We start from the raw sequence: 16,053 nt of genomic DNA on the forward strand, positions 1-16,053 counted from the left end.
ATTTTCAAGGAGTTCCCTTTTTTTTGTTCGGATCTTTTTTGCAGATTTTTTTTTCATTTCCGGATTCTGTTCTGCCGCTAAGGAGAACCGTTTCGAGTATGGACGTTCTTTTACTTTCTTCCCAGAAAAAGATTCTTTCCGCTCTGAATGAAGGCGAGGTCGGGTCGGATTCTCTTTTGATTCCGATGAGTTACTGGAATCGTTTAGACAAAATTCAAAAGAAGGCTCTGCCTCGGAAACTTCCTCTTCTTCTGATGAGATACACGAAATACCTCGCTTCCCTGAATCGTCTTCATTGGAAAGCGGGTAAGATCAAATACAATTGGGGAGTTGGCGATCTGAAGAAAATGACAATTCATGTGAATTCGGGAGTTTGGGCGGTTCTGGGGGCTTTGGCGGCGGCCCACGGTGTTTCCAGGTGTTTTCTTTTTAACTATCTCTTGTGGTTGGAAGACGTCGGTGTTGGGGATTCTATCGTTGAAACGATGAATCGAGGAGTTCCTCAGTTCCATACCGTCTACCAAATGACATGGACTTTAAATCTACGGAAAAATCAAATCTCCCGTGACTTACACTTCGAACCGAACCCGATCACAAGCGAATCTCTCCCGGATCCCTTTCCCTAAAAGACGCCCCTCCTAAGCAAATTCAAAAATCCAGGGTCTCCAACGCGTGAGTGATCGATGCGGAGTCAAGTTATTGCTTCGAAATCCAAGACGATCCTCAATCGGTATCATTCAATAACTTGACTGAAGCGGAGAGCGCGACCTTCGCATCGCGAAGGCACGCCCGCGAAAATAAAAAAGCCCTTCCCGCTTTTTTTCGCGAAAAGGGCTTTCCCAAGTTTTAGAATCGAATTCTAAAATTCTAATGAAACAATCTCAAAACCAATCCGCCGTGCTGAACAAAAAATTCGGCAAAGACGAGGCTTGTGATCGCCATCAACTTGATAAGAATGTTGATCGATGGTCCGGAAGTATCTTTGAACGGATCCCCTACGGTATCACCGACTACGGCCGCCTTGTGTTGGTCGGAACCCTTTCCACCGGCTTTTTTCTCGATGTATTTCTTCGCGTTGTCCCATCCGCCGCCTGAGTTCGCAGCAGAGATCGCGAGGACCACACCCGCAACAAGAGCGCCTGCGAGAACTCCCGCAAGAGATTTCACTCCGAAAAGATAACCTACTACGATCGGAGTCAAAAGAACGAGTAATCCCGGAAGAATCATTTCTCTCAGAGCCGCAGTCGTGGAAATATCCACACAACGTTTGTAATCGGGCTTGTTCTTTCCTTCCATAATTCCTGGAATTTCACGGAACTGTTTACGAACCTCTTCCACCATATCCACAGCCGCTTTTCCGACCGACTTCATCGTCATCGCAGTGAATAAGAAAGGCAACATCGCTCCGAACATCAAACCGCCGAATACTTCCGGGTTGAGAATTTCGAGACTCGTTGTCTGAGTTCTTGTGATAAACGCCGCAAAAAGTGCGAGAGATGTCAAAGCCGCCGATCCGATCGCAAATCCTTTTCCGATCGCCGCAGTGGTATTTCCCGCCGCATCCAGAGTATCCGTTCTATCACGAACTTCTTTTCCGAGTTCCGCCATCTCAGCGATTCCACCCGCGTTATCCGAAACCGGACCGTAAGCGTCGATCGTAAGACCGATTGCGATGGTAGAAATCATCCCAAGAGCCGCGATCGCGATTCCATACATACCAGCGAGGATATTCGCCGTTACGATGGTGATCACGAGAAGAATCACGGGAATCACGGAAGAATGATATCCGAGCGCGAGTCCGTAGATGATGTTTGTCGCCGCACCGGTGTTAGACGCTTCCGCGACTTCTCTCACAGGCTTATAAGAATGAGAAGTATAATATTCCGTTACGATTCCTATGAACATTCCGGAAAAAAGACCCACGAGCATGGAAATGTAAACATCCCATTTTGTGATCGTCTTTCCTGCGATTTCAAAAGAATCCACCATGAAAACATTGGTTACGAAATACATGATTCCCGCGACGAGGATCGTGGAAACCCAGAGCTGAATTTTCAGAGTGGTTTCTACGTTTCCGCCTTCTTTCACTCTTGCGAGAAAACTCGTCAAAAGAGAAGCGGGAATTCCAAACGCTGAAATCAAAAGCGGATACAAAAGTGCGTCCACGGATCCGGAAAGAGCCGAAGCGGTAGCTCCGATCACAAGAGCCGCGCAAGTCGCTTCCGCACAGGAACCAAAAAGATCGGCTCCCATTCCGGCAACGTCACCCACGTTGTCTCCCACGTTATCCGCAATCGTAGCCGGGTTTCTCGGATCATCTTCCGGGATTCCCTTTTCTACCTTTCCAACCAAATCCGCTCCTACGTCGGCCGCCTTGGTGTAAATTCCCCCGCCCACTCTTCCAAAAAGTGCAACGGCAGAACCACCAAGTCCGAAACCTGCGAGAGATTCCATAAGGAAGTGTTTTTCAACTCCGGGATGAAGCCCGGTAAAAATGAGGAAGAGAACGATCATTCCGAGGATCGCAAGACCCACGAGACCGAATCCCATAACGGCACCGGAATCAAAAGCGACTCGAAAAGCCTTAGAAAGAGAAGTTTTTGCGGCTTCCGCGGTTCTTACGTTTCCTGCGGTCGCAATTTTCATACCGATAAATCCGCAGAGGCAGGAAATAACGGCACCGGAAACAAATGCGATCGCAGTGTGAATTCCGTCGTTAAAACCTTCCGAACCCGGATTGTCCAAAAGAAGAACGATCAGGACCGCCATAAAGGCGATGAATACGGAAATGACCTTGTATTCCCGAACCAGGAAGGCCATGGCACCTTCGGAGATGGCGGAAGATATTTCGATGAGTTTTTGAGTCTCTTTATCGTTACTGCCCGGGGCACCGACTTTGATACGGATTACCTTCAGGGCATACACTACTGCAGTAACGATCGCCAAAATAGACATGGCGATAATAATCGTAACTGAATTCATTCAGTGAAACCTCTTGTTTTTTTTCAATGTTCCGATGTTTAAAAAGATGGGAAGAATTCTACCTGACAGAGCGCCTGGGAAACTGCTATCCACTTGTTTCTTTTTTGTACTTTGCACAGGTTATTCAACGCTCCATGGGAATTCAACCTTTTCTTACGGAGAGTTGCTCAGACAGGCTCGGGAAGAATTAGGACGTCTTCGTTACGACGAAGCCCTCCAAAAATTGGAAATCGCAGACTCCCTGGGAACCAAGAGAACCGCACCCTACTACGAAATTGAGGGAAGAGCTTGGATCGGAAAGGGAGATCTAACGACGGCCCTGGAGAGTTTTGAAAAGAGCATTCAGATCGAACCGGCCAATCAAGTCCTCTTAAGAGAAATGGTCGCGGGATATGAAGAATTAAAAAAGCCGGACAAGGCCTTTCGATTTACAAGGCTCAGCCTGACTCAGAATTCCGAACAACCGGAATACCGATACAAAGCTCTCGTCTTAAGTTCCAGACTGGGGAATCTGAATTATTACAAAGAAACCCTCCTCTGGATTCAAAAAAACAATCCTTACAGAGAAGACCGGGAAGCGATCGAGGCGGAAGTCAAAACCTCGCACGAAGGGGGAAAGATCGACGAAGCGATCACGAAGTGTAGAAAGTATCTTCTTTACTTTCCGGAAAATTCCTTTCTTCATCGGATCCTTCTTCTTTCCCTGAAAAAAAAACAATCGCAACTTTTAGAACAGGCGTTGCTGGACCGAGCCGCGGTCTTTCGCACGGAACCGATCTACGCCTACGAATCCGGACTTGAATTCTTACAAAACAAAAGGTTTAACGAATCTTTGGCGATGTCAAGAAGAGCCTTTTATCTCAGCCTAAAGAAGGACGGAAGAGCTGGAAAAGAAATTCTCTATCCATTGCATAGAATCTACAGACAAAGGGGAAGTGTCTCCGATATCCAAGCGATCGAACTCCTCCAAGAAATCGTAGAATCCGATCGAGTCCTGGATGAAGAATTTTTAGACGCCAAGCTAAAACAAACCGGCTTCAACAGGGAACTTCTTTTATTCGCGCTTTTTTATATTCAAAAAAATGAAACTTCGACTTCCAAGCAGAGGAAAGAAGAATGGAAGAATATTTTCGGAAAAATCCGAAAACAAAAAGAAGAGGAAGATATCTCACTCGTCATCTCCCCTTTTTCCTTCGATTCGGAAGAATCAGAGATGCTCTCCGAAAAAAACTAATTTTTTCGTATTCTATAACCCCAAATAAAAAATCGTCTCTAAAATAGAATCGAGACTTTATTAGAAAAATAGCCAAAATCGAAATCTCTGATCCGGAATCGAGTTTTTTTTGGAAATATTTAATTTCGAAAAGTAGGAACTCGTACGATTCCCTTCGGGTCTTTTTTAGCGTAAGAAGAATTTTCAAAAAATAAGATATTCCTTTTTTTATAAAAAATACAAATTCTTCTGTCTTAAAATTTTATAAAGAAGTGATATAAGGCTTAGGGGGAATTTATGATTTCAGAGTTTTTATTCCTAAAAGAACTTAGGTTTTACTCCGGCGCGTTTCTATTGGGAATCCTTCTCTCTTTCGGATGCACCGGAGTCAATATTATCAACTCTCCCGTAGGCCCGGAAGAAATCAATACAAACCCTACTCCCGCTTACGGACGCCCTTCTCTGGAACTTTTTTATAAGGGAGGAATGATCTATCACAACGAATCCATTCCGGTTACCTTAACCGGAAATGCAAGAAGTATCGAACGAGGGGAAGCCTGTTCTCGATCGGTTCTGTCTTTGTTCGCGTGGGGAGATTCTTCCATTCTCACCGCAACACAAAACGGAAACATTAAAAAAATTGCACATATAGAATACGAACACACTGCGATCTTTGCGATCGTTTATCATAGTTTTTGCACGATCGTAACGGGAGAATCAAAACCGGCTCCGACCGTGGGAGAAGACGCTCAAAATTACAATTTGAATTCCGAAATCGTAAGAAAGAAAAAAAACAAAGGGGAATCAGAATGAAAAACAAAAGATCTCTTCTAATTATTATTTTTTCCTTACTTTTCTCCGTAAACTGCGCGTCCGGTCCCGTTGGAGGTTTGCTCTTTACATACAACAAATATCCTGGACAAATCAATCCGGCTAACGACGTTAAGCCGGAAGCCGTCGCCGAAGGATGTATCCACAATATTTTAGGTTTGATCAGTTTCGGAAACGCGGGGGTTGGGTCCGTCGCCAAATCCAACGGCATTCAAAGAATATCGATGATCGATTTTAGCGCACTTCATATCTTCGCAATCGTCTATCGAAATCACTGCGTAATCGTTGCGGGAGAAAAAGGATGAAACAAGTTCTTAAAAGAAATCGAATCTTTCTCTTCTGCTCCGCCTTTCTGATTCTGCATTTCTCAAATTGTATCGCGACGTCAGAACCGGCGCTTTTGTTTTCTTACAATACACAGCACATTCTTTCCAAAAGTAACGGAAGTCTAATCTCCTCGGCGAGAGTTTTAAAAAAAGGAGAAAGTTGTTCCTATGCAATCTCTCTTTTCTATTACAATACAACCTATCGCGGGCCCAAAAATAGCGTAACAGAAATTGCCAAGGACTTTGGAATTGAAAAAATCGCGGTAGTCGACTACGCAACCTTTAGTTTCTTAGGTCCGGTCTTTTATAAAAACTGCGTCGTCGTTTGGGGAGAATAATGCTACTGCCCGGAAAGCTCCGTGCGAGAATCAGTCGATCAAAATAAATCGCTCGATGTAACTTTCGATGATTCGGCGTATGTTTAAAATATAGTTATTAGGCAAAGCTTTTGTATTTCGATTTTCCTTTTTTCAAATTGCCGCTCCAGAGAGGACCAGGAGTACATTCCAATTTCCGAATACACTCAATTTAGATGCATTTGTTTCAATTCTAACTTAGAATTTCTCGAAATTACTTTTGTGATCTTCAACGATAAGAATAGGATAAAGATTCATCTATCAAAACCCTAATAAAAAATACTTTACTACATTCTATGCTTCAAGATCATTCTGAATCGAGAACCATCCATGAAACAATCGATCTTTCTTTTATATCTCTTCCTTACGATTTATTTTTTTCATAGCTGTTCTTCGGATCATATTCTGCTTCAACCCGTTTTAACGGGAAACGAGAAGACGTTAGGCGATGTAAAAGGAAAAGCTTGCGGATTTGTAGGATTTCCCCTCCCTGTATTCACTCTTTTTCCGATTCATTACTTTATTCCGATCCGACAAACGTCGAAGATCGAAAGGGCATATCAAAATGCGTTAGAGCAGATTCCCGGAACAAAGTCGATTAAGAACATCAAAATAGAAGAATACTGGTTTTGGGGAATTGTCGGAACCTTCCAATGCCTTACCATCTCAGGAGAGGCTATTCAATGACTTCAAAAATGGGATCTTTTATTCTATTCCTTTTTCTTTTCATTTCGTGTATTTCAAATCCGGTTTTCATCGAGCAGAAGCAGATAACGGAAACCGAAGTCGTGAGTTCTCCGGCCTTTGCAAGAGAATGTGGAATCGTGTTATTGTATTTAATTCCGATCGATGTCAACGATCGATATTCAAGAGCCTATGCAAAATTAGTCGAACAAGCTAAAGACGGGGGGGTTTTAACCGAAATTAGAATCCAAGAATCCTGGTATTATCAGTTTTTAGGAACAAAATACTGCACGACGTTTACGGCCAAGGTGATTCGAGGAATCTCAAAATGAAAATGATGCGCACAACATCTAGCCTATTCAATATGTCCTTTTTATTTTACAAAAAAAAGATCCTTTTACTTTTTTATCCTTTTTTGTTTTTCTTTTTCTTGAACTGTATCGCAATCCGAGTTTATATTCCCAAAAAAGGAACGAATGCGTTCGATATAGGAAACGTCGATACGATACCGCAGTTTGCAGTTCCAAACATCCATCCAAGCTTTGAAGTCATCGAATCACCGGAAACGACTCGATATCTTTTTGCAATCAGAGATCCCTCTTTATTCTTCCTAGCTCCCCGCAAATTGGAAAACGAATATGGTTCTGTAAAAACTCTGATTCAAAGAGAACTGGATCGAAATCGAGACGAGTACAAAACCGATCGGCGTTTCAAAATTCATATTAAGAATTTTGAACTCAAGACGGAAGATCATTGTTTTTTTGGAAGCACGACTTCCGTAAAACTGGAAATCGACGTAAATCGAGTCGAAAAAGAAGAGAAAATTTTGGATTTCCGATTCGAAGATTCTATCGATTCCAATGTCACGGATTGTAACTTTGCTCTCGCCACAGGAACTATCGTCGGCTGGTTGATCTATATGCCTTATCTTGGATTCAGGGGAAACAGGGAAGATCAGCTCAATCAACTCGGTCGAATTGCTCTATTAGAATTTTCTGAAAAACTAAAGTCTTCCGTCGAAAAATCGTCCTCTCCAAACCCGGATAAAAAAGTTAGGACTTCTCATCCATGAATCGAAGTTTTAAAACGTTTGGCGCTCTTCTACTCCTCCTATGTATTTTCTCTTCAATCGGTTGTTCCTATTCGGTGGAAAAAAAATACGTCTTTGCAAAACCGTATTATCCGAACGAAAACTACTTCGACGAAAACAATCCTCAGTTTGAAGAAGGAGAACCTTACTGGCTCTTGGATTTTTTGGGCAACGTCTTCGGCTCTTTGACAAAACTCATTCTCTGGAATAAAAAAATGAACAGTCATAGCATCTCCGAAGAAACCAAAAAATATCTAATGGATTACATTCGAGAGAACAATCTCAAAGACGTCAAAGTTCGTTTTAATCAGTATTCTCCCTGGAGCGATTTGAAACAGCTCTGGAAATCGGATACGGTTCATCCCGTCTTAAAATATACCCTGGGAATCGTTAGCTGGTTTCTCTCTACCCTCATCCCCGAAAGACTCTTCGCGGGTTTTATTTTCGGAGGCGGAGATCATTACAATCCTTATACAAACACGATCAATATCTACAGCGATCTTCCCTCGGTCGTATTACACGAAGGCGGGCACTCCAAAGACTTCGCGATGAGAAAATACAAATCTTTGTATAGCCTTGGATATTCGATTCCATTTTTAGGAGCCCTCTATCCGGAAGCAAGAGCATCGGATGATGCACTCCGTTACCTCAGACACAAATGTGATAAGAAGAATGAACTTCTCGCCTACAGAACGTTATACCCCGCTTATTCCACCTATGCAACTGGCTCGCTTTTAGGATCCGCCGGTCAGTATCTTGGTTTGTTTTCCTCGATTCCGGGACATATCACTGGATATAGAAAAGAAAAACGGGTAGAAAAAGAAGAGATTCCGGAATGCAAATTACTCGAAGAGATAAAGTGAGTTTTTTACCTCTGTGATTTGATTCAAATTTATTCCTTATTAAAAAATGATTTTACGGGAAACAGAAATATTCAATCTTCTATTTTTAGGAGATTTCATTTTTCACCATGTTCAAAAATAAAAAAACGTTTTCATTATTCTTTGTTTGTATTGTCATTTTTTTCGCTTCGTGCACTTCGAAAAAATACTATTCGATTCGTTCTAATCAGATTCAAAGTTCGATAAAGGAAGAAAATATTTTATTAGTCCGACCGTTATTAGCCTCGGACTTAGCCGGTTACAAGAAAACGGAGATGGCATTTGAAAATAATGCTTTCGTTGGATTTATTCATTTCACTGGAGGACTCATCCGAGTGCAGAAGGATTTTGGTGTACAGGTAGAATCCAAAAATAAAGAATTTAAAGGACAAACAGAATTAAAGCCGATGGTTCTCAATTGGTTGGAAAAAAGCCTTTCAGAAATCTTAAAAACGAAAAATAAACCGATAAAGATCGCAACAGTAAAACAACCATTTTCGAAAGTGAATACGGTTAAAAACTACGAACTTAGCCCCGACAACGGACAGGACAATATCAACGTTCCGAACATTCATTTTGTCTTTGAAGAAGCATCCAAAGAATTCAATCAAGTCTTAACAGCAGAAAATGTAAGATTTGCTGTGGTTCCCATCATACAGCAATACTACGCACATTCCGGCGGTTGGTTCAATGGCCAAGACTGGGGTTGCTTAGCAGGAATCCGTACAGGAATTCAAATTATAGTATATGATACCAAAGATAAAAAAATCGTTTTTGATTCCTTTGTCTCAAGGAAGTGGGTTGCGCAAGCTAAAAGCGGAGTAAATGAAAACGAATATCAGATTGAATTTTTGAAGTTACAAAAACAGAATAACGAAGACTTCGCTAACTTAATCGAGTAGCCAACCTAAAAAAGTTTACGAATTTATTTTTTAATAAAAGCCGTCCTTTTTATTGGGACGGCTTTTATTAGCGGATTTTATTCCCTAACGTAATTTAAGTAAATGGGACATTTACTTTTTCTTCGGGGTAACCGCTGTTTTACCAGCTATTGCGACTCGAGGTCCTGTAAACTTAACTCCAGTTCCTCTAACGGTCGCACATGCATTTGAAGTAACTCCACCAAAGGTAATATACTTCAGTATTCGAGACGCTGCTTTCTCATCATAATCTACCTTAACATCAATTAAGGCATCAGCACTAAGATTTTCCAAGGCTTTGAAAAGCGCAATGTTAAATGCATCTCTTTGATCGATCGTGCTACCTTTGCGAATTGGATTCTGATCTCTTTCAGACTCGACACCAAGATACTGAGCAAGATAAATCTCTCGCCTATCTCGCCTATCTGATAAATTGCTGTTTGTTGTCCCTAATACAGCAAGAGACTCGTTCCAAATATCATAGGCAAAATAGCCAATATCTTCGTACACTTTCCAAATGGCTTTTAAAAGAATCGCCCCAGGAACTCTACTTTCGTTTAATCCCCCTATATCAGCATAATCATTTCGATTATTTTCAAACAACACTGGGTTCGATTCTTCAAAAGATGCATATCTTTTTAAATTTGCCACAGTCGTTCGATGAAAGGGGTCATCAAAAGAGCATCCTTTTCCGGAAGTCTCTCCAAGAATCTCATAACCCAATTTCGCAAGCCTTAAGTCAGGCGTACGAAGCTCGTTTCCCGATACTTTGGATTTGTACACACACCCAATAAGGAGGGTGCCTAATAGGATCGCTATTAGAATTCTCATGCGAACCCCCTAGGATTATTTAGAAGCTACTGGTCCGTTTTTCAGAGTAATCGCGCGAGCTTTAACGGTTACACAGGAATGAGTTCCAATTACGTAGTTTGTAGACTCAGATTCATATTTTGGATTAACAATATAAGTCGCTGTTTCTAATTTTGAAAGTGCATCAAATTGCGCTTCTGCTGTTAAAGATCCAGTAACTCCATTTCCAATAAAACCGAAATTTCCACCGAAAACACTAGATCCAATTACGTGGAAAAGAAAAAATCCGCAAGCTTTTCCAGAAGTTTCAGCACCTACAGTATAATCCGCTTCAGCAAGTCTCAATACGGAAGTCCCAACTTCAGGAGCCTCTTTGTATTTGTAAGTACAGTTTGCCACGGTTACAGCTGCAACTGTCATAAGAACCAAAATTGATTTTTTCATTCAATAGCCTCATTCAATAATTTTCCATAAGAAAAGAATAAATAAGGAATATGTCAATACAATTTGAGCCGAATTCTATAAATGGCCCCTAAGTAGGTCGAAAAATTCTCCCGCAACGTATTTCTGAAATTACTTCATTAAATTACGTAAAAAAAAATAAAGATGGCTTAACGTTCCGCAGGCCGGTGTATAACTCAAATTGGGGATATTACAAAGCTAATCTATCGATTCCATTTAAAATTTAGTTAAGAAAAGGTACCTCATTCGCAATTCAATACAACCTTTTTCAGTCTCTTTAAGACTTCGATTCCAAAACCAAGCTGAAATTACTCAGGATTTTTGACTTAAATAAACTGACAAAGCGATTCGAATCTAAGAATGCACCCTCTTCACCTAGAGTGAAACTCTAAAAGATATCCCCCGGATCTTCATATTTAACTTAGAATTCCTCTTTTAAGTCAGTTAAGATTTCTCAATTTTTTGCAAATATTCAAATCCTTCCGATTTTCTTTTAAGAAAGAATATCGAAAGACAGAAAAACCCACTCCCCAATTTAAAAGCTGCAAGATATTTACATTTAAAGCTCCTCACCGGAAGTAATTTTGAATAGTCATTACATGCAAATTTCTGAATTTTCTTAAGGCCCTGATTCCTTATCAAACGAATTCGGCTTCAATATTAATACAACGCTCGGTTTTCCTCACTGAGTTTTTATCTATGTGCGCGAGATTTGAAGACAAGAGAAAATGCCTATTTTGTAAGTTCTCGAAAACTCAGAAAATAAAGCGGCCTGAAAGTCTTTTTTTAACTACACAAGTTTTGAATTTTGATATGACCGCTCGACGATATCGGAGTAAAGGAGATTCTAAATCCATTTTCGATCGTTTACCGAAAATTTCTTAGAGAAATAGATTTGGCAATCCGCGCCTCCTCCATGAAATGGGAATTGCAATGAATATCGAACTCACACGCGAACAATACGAAGCCCTTCTTAAGTCCTTGGCGATCACCCGCTTTCTCTATCACTCGATCTTAGAGGAAGAAGAGCCGGCTCCCGATCGTCTGGATTCGTATGATGCCTACGAAGACATGGAACAACAAGTTCTTTCCTATGCAAAGGCCTTGGAAGTTTCCCACTTGGTCTCGTATGATAGTGAGGAAGAGCTTCACTACCTTACGAGAGAGTTCGAAGAAAAGACTGACATTTCGGATTTAATCACCGAATACCAAGATAGCATCTTCTGGGACGAACTCGTTCAAAGATTGGCAGGAAGAGATTTTACGCGAACTTATACCGAAGCCGAAATCAAAGGAATGGCGATCGAAGAAAGAATCGAAAAGGAAGCTCCCTTTATTTCGAAGTATGAGGAAATTTTTACAGAGTCCGGAATCGAGCACCTGGAAATCAAATAAACTTAAGTCCCGGTCGATTCGTATCTTTTTTGTCCTTTTTTCCAAAGAAATAAGGATCCGAAAAAAAGAAAACAACCGACCGGGAAATTCAAATATATAAAGAAAGGATGAAATAAGGAATCGCTATTCTTATCCAAAAAATAGTGAGCCGGATAAAAATTAACGAACCCTAAAGGAAGTAGGAACGTTAAAAGAATTCGAATCGACATATTGTAGATATTCATCGGATACATCATAAATTCACGACTCGAAAAAATAAACAAATGTACTAAAGAATAATTCTGAATCGCATAGAACGCGATCGACGCGATCGCGATTCGAATTCCCGCCAAAATCATCGCACTCCCAAAAACGACCAAAAACAACATACAAATCTTAGCAAAAGTCCATTCAATATTTGTAAACTGATTGGCGGCGATAAACGTAATCACTCCCAAAATCAAATGAAGAAGCCCGGTAATATCGAAATGGTTCATCAATACCTGACCGATCGGGGAAAGCGGCCTCAAAAGATATCGATCGTATCCTCCGTCCCTTACCAAGGATCCGAATTCTACCATTCCTGAAAATACCGAAGCTACGATTCCTTGCGCAAAAATCAAAAGACTATAAAGGAATGCGATTTCGCCCCTTGTCCAACCTCCGATGGAAACGAACTTGGAAAGTAGAATAAAAATCGTAGCCGCCTGCGCGGAATAATAGATGAGCAAGGTCACGAGATAAATCCAAAAACTCGCCTTATACTCCATATGCGATTGAACGGAAGAGACGGCTAACTTGAGATATGTTTTGAAGGAAGCAAACAAAATCATCCTCCTGCCAATTCCAGACGTTTTAATCCGGAAAGATAGATTGCGGAAGCGCTTATGGTAAGAATCCCAATCATCAGAAAATATCGAGCGATCAATTCTCCGAATTCCATTCCGATCGGCTGCGAGGTTAATACTTGAGTCGGATAATAATATAGATAAGCGAAGGGAAGCCAAGAAGAGATATTTCGTAAAAATTCAGGAAAAAGATCGAGTGGAATGACGGCTCCGGAAAACAAAGTGATCAATGCAAAGTAAAGAAGGAAGAAGGAAAACACTTCCGTAAAATAGAAAGATAAGGATGAGATCATAAAACCGATCAGAAAAAAAATAAAAAACGCCAAGGTATAAACGCATACAAAGGAAAGAAGAGAAGTAATTTGCGGAAAGAATCTAAGATCTAAAACCGTATACGCAAGAATTAAAAGCGGAAGCGATCTCGAAAGAAGATGATAAATACTGACTCCGATCGTATCCGCAAAGACGATCAACGGAAAACGAATCGGTTTTAAAAGGTCAAAGACGATTGTTCCATTCTTAATTTTGGAAGATACAAGACCGTCCTGTCTTCCAAAAGAAACCTTGATCAAAGTCGAGATAACCGCGTATAAAATCAGAGATTCTCGAGTTCTTCCCCCTTCCAGATCGTTTCCCGAAACCGATTGCCAAACCGAAGTTAGAATCGCGAGATACAAAACCGCGTTCAGAACTCCCGTAAAATATTCGAGCCGATACGTGGAAGACCTCTGAAACGCTTTGGAAATAACTTTTAGATAAAGCATCAGGGTTTTTCCCCGTAGATCTGTTTGATAACGGTAGCGAGATCGGGTTTTTTAAAATTGATTTCGGTTATCTCCAGACCGGAAGAACTCAAAAAAGAAAGAAGTCGATTCAAAGACTCCCCTTCCTTTACTACGATACTCGCGTGATTGGGTGATCCGTTCTGAATCCAAGTAAACTCGGAAGGAAGTTTTAAAACGGCCTCTCCTCTGTATTGAAGCTCGACTACATTATCCGTTCCTCCCAATCCTCGAAAAGAATTCAGATCCCCGTCAAAACGAATTTTTCCGTGATCGATGAGAATGATCCTTTTTGCGAGATATTCTATATCTTGAACGTCGTGAGTTGTCAAAAGAATCGTGACTTTTTCTTCCTGGTTGATGGTCCGAATAAACTCTCTTACTTTTTCTTTTACAAGAACATCAAGTCCGATCGTTGGTTCGTCCAAAAACAACACTCGAGGAAAGTGAAGAAGACTCGCCGCGATCTCCGCCTTCATCCTCTGACCCAAGCTCAGCTTTCTGACCTGCTGTTGAAAAAATTCTTGAAGTCCCAGGAGATCGTTAAACATCTCCATTCTCTTTTTGTAATCTTTCGTTTCGATTTTATAGATGGATCTAAGGAGATCAAAGGATTCCCCGACGGGAAGATCCCACCAGAGCTGGGTCTTTTGTCCGAAAACGACTCCGATTTGTTTTGAATTCTCCCTTCTGTCCCTAGAGGGATCGAGACCAAAGATCCGAATTTCTCCTTGATCGGGAGTCAAGACCCCGGTCAATAATTTAATGGTAGTGGATTTACCGGCGCCGTTGGGACCGATATATCCGAGAAATTCCCCGGGTTGAATTTCAAAGGATACATTTTCCACCGCGTGGATGATTTCTTTTTTTGTATAGAAGAGTGAACCGATGGCTCCCAAGAGTCCGGGTTTTCTCTTGGAGATTTGAAAGGATTTCTGAAGGTTTTTGACTGTGATCAAAGAATCTAACTCCGACCTATATCAGACCAAGTTTGTTATCAAAGTAGAGTAAAAAATTGCAGTTGATCTCGAAAACAAGCGATTTACAGAGTTTCGCTCGCTCCTAACCTGACCTAAAATGGAAATCGATCCGGATCTCGAAAGAAATAAAGGACTTCTCCCCTCCCAGGTCGAAAAAATCCGACCCAATCTCCGAGGCGTTCTCGTTTTCGAAAAAAATCAAATCGAAGTCCCCTACTCCTTACCAGGAGATCTTTACAACGTTACTCTCTTTAAAAAGAAACGAAGAAAGCCTTCCGCAAAACTCGAGTTAGTTTCTCAAGTTCCAAGAACCGTGACCCCTCCTTGTCCCGCATTCACTCGCTGCGGAGGTTGTTCGGCTCAACACATTCCTTACGAAGAACAATTTTTATTAAAGACATCTTCTCTTTCCCAAAGTTATCAAAAAGATTTCGGAGTCGTTCCGATTTTGATTCCGGCAACAACAATCTACCATTACAGAAATCGAATGGACTTTTCGGTCTTTCCCGGACCGATCGTAGGACAGAGAGAATCCGGTTCTTTTCGTTACGTCGTAGATTTAGAATCTTGTTTTATACAAAGTCCGGAAGCCAACGCCGAGCTCGAACGATTTCGAAATCTCATTCAAGAATTTTCGAGTCTTCCTTACGACCGAAGAGAAGATTCCGGATTCTTAAAATACTTAACGCTTCGAAAAGCAAGAAACACCAATGAGCTCATGTCCATTCTCACATTCGTAGAAGAATTTAAAGACACGGAAGAAGAATTACGATTTGCCGAAGCTTGTAAAAAATCTCTCCAAGCGGATCATCTTCTCTTTTGTTTCAATCGAAGAAAGGGAGAAGTTTCCGCCATGGGAGAAATCAAAATTCTCAGAGGAAAAGATTCGTATCTGGAGCTCGTAGCAAATAAGGAATTTCGGGTTCCCTTTGATTCTTTCTTTCAACCGAATCCTACCGGATTTCAACCGATCTTGGATTTTATTCAAAACGAAATTCCGGAATCTTCGGAACATCTCATCGATCTCTTTTGCGGTTCCGGTTTTTTTAGCAGAATTCTCGCGAACCGTTTTCAAAAGATCACGGGGATCGATTCTATCGAAAGTTCTCTGGAGATCGCACGCAAACAAATGCAAACGGACTTTCCGGAAGTTTCTTTCTCTTATCTTCGAGAAGATCTCTTTTCCAAAAAAGCCGCGGATGGTCTGGAAAAACTTTTCCAAGGGGATGAGGAGAATCTTCTCATCGCGGATCCTCCTCGTGCGGGTTTGGGCGAATTTGTAATCGAAGCCTTAAAGAATTCTAAGATTTCTTCCTTCCTCTATGTTTCCTGTAATCCTTCTTCTCAAAAAGATGATCTCTGGAAACTGAAAGATCACTTTCAAATTCAGAAGATTCTCGTTACGGATCCCTATCCTCAAACTCCTCATTTGGAGTCCGTGGCTCTTTTGAAATCAATTTAGATTCTCCAAAAATCCAAAAATCTCTGCAGGGATTTGGAATTCCCAACGATAT

At 41.2% G+C, this 16,053-nt stretch carries 18 protein-coding genes; 12 read left to right on the forward strand and 6 right to left on the reverse strand.

Features of this window, described 5'->3' with window-relative positions; genetic code table 11:
* Positions 1-98: 98 nt before the first annotated feature.
* Positions 99-626, forward strand: coding sequence for a DUF1564 domain-containing protein (locus A0128_RS12490; protein ID WP_069607821.1), 528 nt, complete (start codon positions 99-101; stop codon positions 624-626).
* Between the two features lie 241 nt (positions 627-867).
* Here the strand turns inward: A0128_RS12490 and A0128_RS12495 are convergent, their stop codons facing one another.
* Positions 868-2,982 (reverse strand): sodium-translocating pyrophosphatase, encoded by a 2,115-nt coding sequence (locus tag A0128_RS12495; protein WP_069607822.1) that lies wholly within the window; start codon positions 2,980-2,982, stop codon positions 868-870.
* Between the two features lie 13 nt (positions 2,983-2,995).
* On the opposite strand from A0128_RS12495, the gene A0128_RS12500 reads away from it, so the two are divergent.
* The 9 genes from A0128_RS12500 (at position 2,996) to A0128_RS12540 (ending at position 9,265) form a co-directional block, all read left to right on the forward strand.
* Positions 2,996-4,216 carry a tetratricopeptide repeat protein gene (locus A0128_RS12500; protein WP_069607823.1) on the forward strand — a complete coding sequence of 407 codons (1,221 nt, stop codon included), beginning with the start codon at positions 2,996-2,998 and terminating at the stop codon, positions 4,214-4,216.
* Positions 4,217-4,492: 276 nt separating this feature from the next.
* Positions 4,493-5,008, forward strand: coding sequence for an adhesin Lsa14 (gene lsa14, locus A0128_RS12505; protein WP_069607824.1), 516 nt, complete (start codon positions 4,493-4,495; stop codon positions 5,006-5,008).
* On the forward strand, positions 5,005-5,331 hold the full coding sequence (locus tag A0128_RS12510) for a TRL-like family protein (RefSeq protein ID WP_069607825.1): 327 nt from the start codon (positions 5,005-5,007) through the stop codon (positions 5,329-5,331). The genes lsa14 and A0128_RS12510 overlap by 4 nt, the downstream gene beginning before the upstream one ends.
* Positions 5,328-5,690: a TRL domain-containing protein gene (locus A0128_RS12515; RefSeq protein WP_069607826.1), complete on the forward strand. Its 363-nt coding sequence runs from the start codon at positions 5,328-5,330 to the stop codon at positions 5,688-5,690. Before A0128_RS12510 ends, A0128_RS12515 begins: the two co-directional genes overlap by 4 nt.
* A gap of 348 nt (positions 5,691-6,038) precedes the next feature.
* Complete coding sequence (locus A0128_RS12520; RefSeq protein ID WP_069607827.1) at positions 6,039-6,395, forward strand: hypothetical protein; 357 nt, start codon at positions 6,039-6,041, stop codon at positions 6,393-6,395.
* Positions 6,392-6,724 (forward strand): hypothetical protein, encoded by a 333-nt coding sequence (locus tag A0128_RS12525; protein WP_069607828.1) that lies wholly within the window; start codon positions 6,392-6,394, stop codon positions 6,722-6,724. Before A0128_RS12520 ends, A0128_RS12525 begins: the two co-directional genes overlap by 4 nt.
* A gap of 2 nt (positions 6,725-6,726) precedes the next feature.
* Positions 6,727-7,464, forward strand: a complete 738-nt coding sequence (locus tag A0128_RS12530) for a hypothetical protein (protein ID WP_427854307.1) — start codon at positions 6,727-6,729, stop codon at positions 7,462-7,464.
* Positions 7,461-8,345: a hypothetical protein gene (locus A0128_RS12535; protein WP_069607829.1), complete on the forward strand. Its 885-nt coding sequence runs from the start codon at positions 7,461-7,463 to the stop codon at positions 8,343-8,345. Before A0128_RS12530 ends, A0128_RS12535 begins: the two co-directional genes overlap by 4 nt.
* A 293-nt stretch (positions 8,346-8,638) precedes the next feature.
* Entirely contained in the window at positions 8,639-9,265 is a 627-nt protein-coding gene (locus A0128_RS12540; RefSeq protein WP_156781833.1) for a hypothetical protein, read from the forward strand.
* A gap of 111 nt (positions 9,266-9,376) precedes the next feature.
* On the opposite strand, the gene A0128_RS12545 is transcribed toward A0128_RS12540, so the two are convergent.
* Together A0128_RS12545 and A0128_RS12550 are read right to left on the reverse strand one after the other, a co-directional pair.
* Positions 9,377-10,114 (reverse strand): hypothetical protein, encoded by a 738-nt coding sequence (locus tag A0128_RS12545; RefSeq protein WP_069607831.1) that lies wholly within the window; start codon positions 10,112-10,114, stop codon positions 9,377-9,379.
* 15 nt (positions 10,115-10,129) lie between these two features.
* Positions 10,130-10,537 carry a hypothetical protein gene (locus A0128_RS12550; protein ID WP_069607832.1) on the reverse strand — a complete coding sequence of 136 codons (408 nt, stop codon included), beginning with the start codon at positions 10,535-10,537 and terminating at the stop codon, positions 10,130-10,132.
* 951 nt (positions 10,538-11,488) lie between these two features.
* On the opposite strand from A0128_RS12550, the gene A0128_RS12555 reads away from it, so the two are divergent.
* Positions 11,489-11,950: a hypothetical protein gene (locus A0128_RS12555; RefSeq protein WP_069609279.1), complete on the forward strand. Its 462-nt coding sequence runs from the start codon at positions 11,489-11,491 to the stop codon at positions 11,948-11,950.
* 2 nt (positions 11,951-11,952) lie between these two features.
* Here the strand turns inward: A0128_RS12555 and A0128_RS12560 are convergent, their stop codons facing one another.
* The 3 genes from A0128_RS12560 to A0128_RS12570 are packed head-to-tail and all read right to left on the reverse strand — an operon-like array spanning position 11,953 to position 14,518.
* On the reverse strand, positions 11,953-12,762 hold the full coding sequence (locus A0128_RS12560; protein WP_069607833.1) for an ABC transporter permease: 810 nt from the start codon (positions 12,760-12,762) through the stop codon (positions 11,953-11,955).
* Complete coding sequence (locus A0128_RS12565; RefSeq protein WP_069607834.1) at positions 12,759-13,541, reverse strand: ABC transporter permease; 783 nt, start codon at positions 13,539-13,541, stop codon at positions 12,759-12,761. The genes A0128_RS12560 and A0128_RS12565 overlap by 4 nt, the downstream gene beginning before the upstream one ends.
* The gene (locus A0128_RS12570; RefSeq protein WP_069607835.1) at positions 13,541-14,518 is read right to left on the reverse strand and encodes an ABC transporter ATP-binding protein; all 978 of its coding nucleotides are present in this window, start codon (positions 14,516-14,518) and stop codon (positions 13,541-13,543) included. The genes A0128_RS12565 and A0128_RS12570 overlap by 1 nt, the downstream gene beginning before the upstream one ends.
* Before the next feature lie 118 nt (positions 14,519-14,636).
* Between A0128_RS12570 and rlmD the strand changes: the two genes are divergently transcribed.
* The gene (gene rlmD / locus A0128_RS12575) at positions 14,637-16,001 is read left to right on the forward strand and encodes a 23S rRNA (uracil(1939)-C(5))-methyltransferase RlmD (RefSeq protein WP_069607836.1); all 1,365 of its coding nucleotides are present in this window, start codon (positions 14,637-14,639) and stop codon (positions 15,999-16,001) included.
* Positions 16,002-16,053: the final 52 nt, after the last annotated feature.

It is taken from the genome of Leptospira tipperaryensis (genome assembly GCF_001729245.1).
GTDB classification, from domain to species: Bacteria; Spirochaetota; Leptospiria; order Leptospirales; family Leptospiraceae; genus Leptospira; species Leptospira tipperaryensis.

What these genes read in the sequence shown, in the direction of transcription:
- A0128_RS12490 (WP_069607821.1), top strand. Translation starts at nt 99, where the DNA reads ATGGACGTTCTTTTACTTTCTTCCCAGAAAAAGATTCTTTCCGCTCTG.
- A0128_RS12495 (WP_069607822.1), bottom strand. Translation starts at nt 2,982, where the DNA reads ATGAATTCAGTTACGATTATTATCGCCATGTCTATTTTGGCGATCGTT.
- lsa14 (WP_069607824.1), top strand. Translation starts at nt 4,493, where the DNA reads ATGATTTCAGAGTTTTTATTCCTAAAAGAACTTAGGTTTTACTCCGGC.
- A0128_RS12510 (WP_069607825.1), top strand. Translation starts at nt 5,005, where the DNA reads ATGAAAAACAAAAGATCTCTTCTAATTATTATTTTTTCCTTACTTTTC.
- A0128_RS12515 (WP_069607826.1), top strand. Translation starts at nt 5,328, where the DNA reads ATGAAACAAGTTCTTAAAAGAAATCGAATCTTTCTCTTCTGCTCCGCC.
- A0128_RS12520 (WP_069607827.1), top strand. Translation starts at nt 6,039, where the DNA reads ATGAAACAATCGATCTTTCTTTTATATCTCTTCCTTACGATTTATTTT.
- A0128_RS12525 (WP_069607828.1), top strand. Translation starts at nt 6,392, where the DNA reads ATGACTTCAAAAATGGGATCTTTTATTCTATTCCTTTTTCTTTTCATT.
- A0128_RS12530 (WP_427854307.1), top strand. Translation starts at nt 6,727, where the DNA reads ATGATGCGCACAACATCTAGCCTATTCAATATGTCCTTTTTATTTTAC.
- A0128_RS12535 (WP_069607829.1), top strand. Translation starts at nt 7,461, where the DNA reads ATGAATCGAAGTTTTAAAACGTTTGGCGCTCTTCTACTCCTCCTATGT.
- A0128_RS12540 (WP_156781833.1), top strand. Translation starts at nt 8,639, where the DNA reads ATGGCATTTGAAAATAATGCTTTCGTTGGATTTATTCATTTCACTGGA.
- A0128_RS12545 (WP_069607831.1), bottom strand. Translation starts at nt 10,114, where the DNA reads ATGAGAATTCTAATAGCGATCCTATTAGGCACCCTCCTTATTGGGTGT.
- A0128_RS12550 (WP_069607832.1), bottom strand. Translation starts at nt 10,537, where the DNA reads ATGAAAAAATCAATTTTGGTTCTTATGACAGTTGCAGCTGTAACCGTG.
- A0128_RS12555 (WP_069609279.1), top strand. Translation starts at nt 11,489, where the DNA reads ATGAATATCGAACTCACACGCGAACAATACGAAGCCCTTCTTAAGTCC.
- A0128_RS12560 (WP_069607833.1), bottom strand. Translation starts at nt 12,762, where the DNA reads ATGATTTTGTTTGCTTCCTTCAAAACATATCTCAAGTTAGCCGTCTCT.
- A0128_RS12565 (WP_069607834.1), bottom strand. Translation starts at nt 13,541, where the DNA reads ATGCTTTATCTAAAAGTTATTTCCAAAGCGTTTCAGAGGTCTTCCACG.
- rlmD (WP_069607836.1), top strand. Translation starts at nt 14,637, where the DNA reads ATGGAAATCGATCCGGATCTCGAAAGAAATAAAGGACTTCTCCCCTCC.